Source organism: Kordia jejudonensis, assembly GCF_001005315.1.
Taxonomy (GTDB): Bacteria; Bacteroidota; Bacteroidia; order Flavobacteriales; family Flavobacteriaceae; genus Kordia; species Kordia jejudonensis.
Map to the genome: position 1 here is coordinate 1 of NZ_LBMG01000112.1, position 3,216 is coordinate 3,216.

A 3,216-nucleotide genomic window follows, 5' to 3' on the forward strand; every position below is an offset into this window, starting at 1 on the left:
ATCCATTTGATGGAACACCAAAGGAGTTTATTAATCATTTTACGTTGAAGAGATAAATTTCACAGAAAGAAAAAAATAGAAAAGAATATAGAAAAAAACCGTCGCTATCTTTAACGCAACGGTTTTTTTCAAAAAATATAACGTATCAAATAGCGTAAGAGATTTTATGTTAAAAAACCAACAGATTATTTCTCTTATTAATATATTTGAATACAAGCATGAAAAAGAATTAACCAAGAACCACCAAAAATATAGTTATGAGGACAAAAATACTATCTATTCTTCTCCTATTAATAGGGCATCAAGTATACTCACAACAAATTACTGTCGACGACACTCTCGATCCAGAATTTCTAATTATAGATGTCTTATTTCGTAATGTTTGTGGAAATGAACCTGACAATATTAGAGTAACAAATCATAGTGGAGCAGATAACTGGCCATCAGAACAAAATGGAGCAAATCTGAGTTTTGAGAGTTATGGTTTTTTTGATAGTGGAACTGCAGATTTTCCCTTTCCAGAAGGTGTTGTATTAAGTAGTTCAAATGTAACAGCAATTCCAAATAATGGCGCAGGAATTCTAAGTTTTGGTGGCGGTGGTAACTGGACTGGTGATCCAGATTTGCAAGTATTAACAGGAAATGGGACTGTAGAAAATGCAACAGCAATCGAATTTAGTTTCGTTCCATTATCTACCCAAATTAGTTTTAGATACATCTTAGCTTCAGAAGAATACACTACAAGTAATTCATATCCGTGTTCTTTTGCAGATACTTTTGCGTTTATTTTAAGTGGTCCAGGAATTCCTAATTCCAATTTATACGATCACGATGCGAATCCAGCAACTCCTGAATTGAATCTAGACTTAGGTGGACGAAATATTGCATTACTACCCAACTCAAATATTCCTGCAAGTATTACTAATATTCACAATTTTACGTGTGGACCAGGATTAGGACAGTTTGCTTTTCCTGAATTTTATGATACAGTAGGAAGTAATAATGGGTCAACAGCTTTTGACGGACAAACAGTAGCATTAACGGCACAAGCGGATGTAATTCCAGGTCAAACATACATAATAAAATTAGTAGTCTCTGATTTCTTTGATACACAGTTTGACTCTGCTGTATTTTTAGAAGGAGGAAGTTTTGATATTGGTTCTTTCGATTTAGGAGATGACAGATTAATAACGACGGGAAATCCTGTTTGTGAAGGAGAAATAATCACGCTTGATGCCACATACCCAGTTGCAGGTGCTACCTATGTTTGGTCACTGGATAATGTAGTTCTTCCAGGGGAAACAAACCCTACCTTGGATGTGAGCGCTCCAGGAGTTTATTCTGTAGAAGTTTTGGTTTCCGCAAACTGTAGTACAAACGATACCATTACAATTGAGTTTGCTCCAGTTCCTGTAGCCAACGAACCAAATGATTTGCTAGCGTGTTCTCCTGCGGGAATCACGAATGTTGAATTTGACCTTTCTCTTGTAAATAATGATGTCTTACTAACACAAAATGCTGCGGATTTTGACATTACTTACCATCCAACTTTGGCTGATGCCGAAATGAATACAAATCCATTACCAACATTATATACAAGCGGATCAAGTTTAGAAACCATATTTGTAAGGTTAGAAAATACGTTAATAGGATGTTTTGCAACAACTGATTTTGAATTACAAGTATATGTAGAACCTGTTGCCAATACAGTGACAAATGTTGTCGTTTGTGATGACCCTTCAAATGATGGAGTGGAAGATTTCGTATTAACGGATAATAATATTCAAGTATTAGGAACGCAAGACGCTTCTTTATTTACTATAACATATCATGGTAGTATGGATGATGCATTAAATAATGCAGCTCCACTGCCAACAACGTACCAAAATCAAAATTTAACAGCTCCAGAAACAATCTATGTACGCATTGAAAATAATAACAATACCGAATGTAGTACTGTATCACAATTCGATATTCAGGTAAATCCTGTACCAATAGCAAATCAGCCTGATGATATGCTTTCTTGCGACCAAGATGCAAATGGGACAGAAGATTATGATTTAACAACACAAGAAACAGCAATTCTAGGAACTCAAAATGCTGCGGATTTTAACATCAGCTATCATCCAACTCAAGATGATGCTGATATGGATACAAATCCATTGCCAACAATGTATACAGGCTCTCTAGGAGAAACAGTATATGTAAGAATTGAAAGTGCTTTAGCCGGAAATGATTGTTATGCAACAACAATGTTTGATTTACTACCTAGTCCATTACCTGTTCAAGTAACGCCAACAACATTGGAAGAATGTGATGATGATACGGATGGATTTGTAGGATTTACTTTGACAGAAGCCGATGCAGAAATTATAGCAGGTCAAACTTCAGCTGATCCTATGATAATCAGTTACTACCTTACGCCAGGAGAAGCTATGGCTGGCGGCGGATCACCACTTCCAGCATCATATATAAATGAAATGGCAGACATGCAAACGGTACATATTCGTGTCGAAAATGCAATCACTGGTTGCTATACGACCTCTACGGTTGACTTGTTAGTAAACCCAATGATTGTAGCTACAACGCCAACAAACTACAGCGTATGTGATGATACCAATGGAAATGATACCGACGGTTTAGGAACATTTGATTTATCCACAAAGGATGCTGAAATTTTAGGTCCTTTGGCAGGATCGGCCTCAGTAAGATATTACACAAATCAACTAGCAGCTGAAACAGAAGATCCAACTTTTGAAATCATTGGCTTATACACATCAACATCATCTTTAGAATCAGTATATGCTCGCGTAGAAGACAATACGACTGGTTGTCCTTCTATCGTGGAATTGGTTTTGATCGTGAATCCACTTCCAAACCTAGACAATATTCCTCCAATGATTGCTTGTGATGTGAATAATCCAACGGACATGATGGAAATATTTGACTTGACAACACACACTACAGTAGTTGAAAATGGACAAGTAGGTCTTACCATAACGTATCACCCAACAGAGACAGAAGCTCAAATGGGTACAGGAGCAATTACCACTATAAATGCCACAGACGGTGACTTTGTATGGGTAAGAGCTGTAAATCTCCTTGGATGTATTCAAACAGGAAACTTTAGTTTTGAAGTAAATCCGCTTCCTGTTTTCGCAGTGCCAACAAATTTAGATGCTTGCGACGATGAAACGGCGGATGGAATAGCACCAA

1 protein-coding gene is annotated in these 3,216 nt (G+C 36.9%); it reads left to right on the forward strand.

Annotated elements, in window-relative coordinates; all coding sequences use genetic code 11:
• Positions 1-257 precede the first annotated feature (257 nt).
• A partial coding sequence (locus AA089_RS22765; RefSeq protein ID WP_046759331.1) for a choice-of-anchor L domain-containing protein occupies positions 258-3,216 on the forward strand: 2,959 nt, incomplete at its 3' end.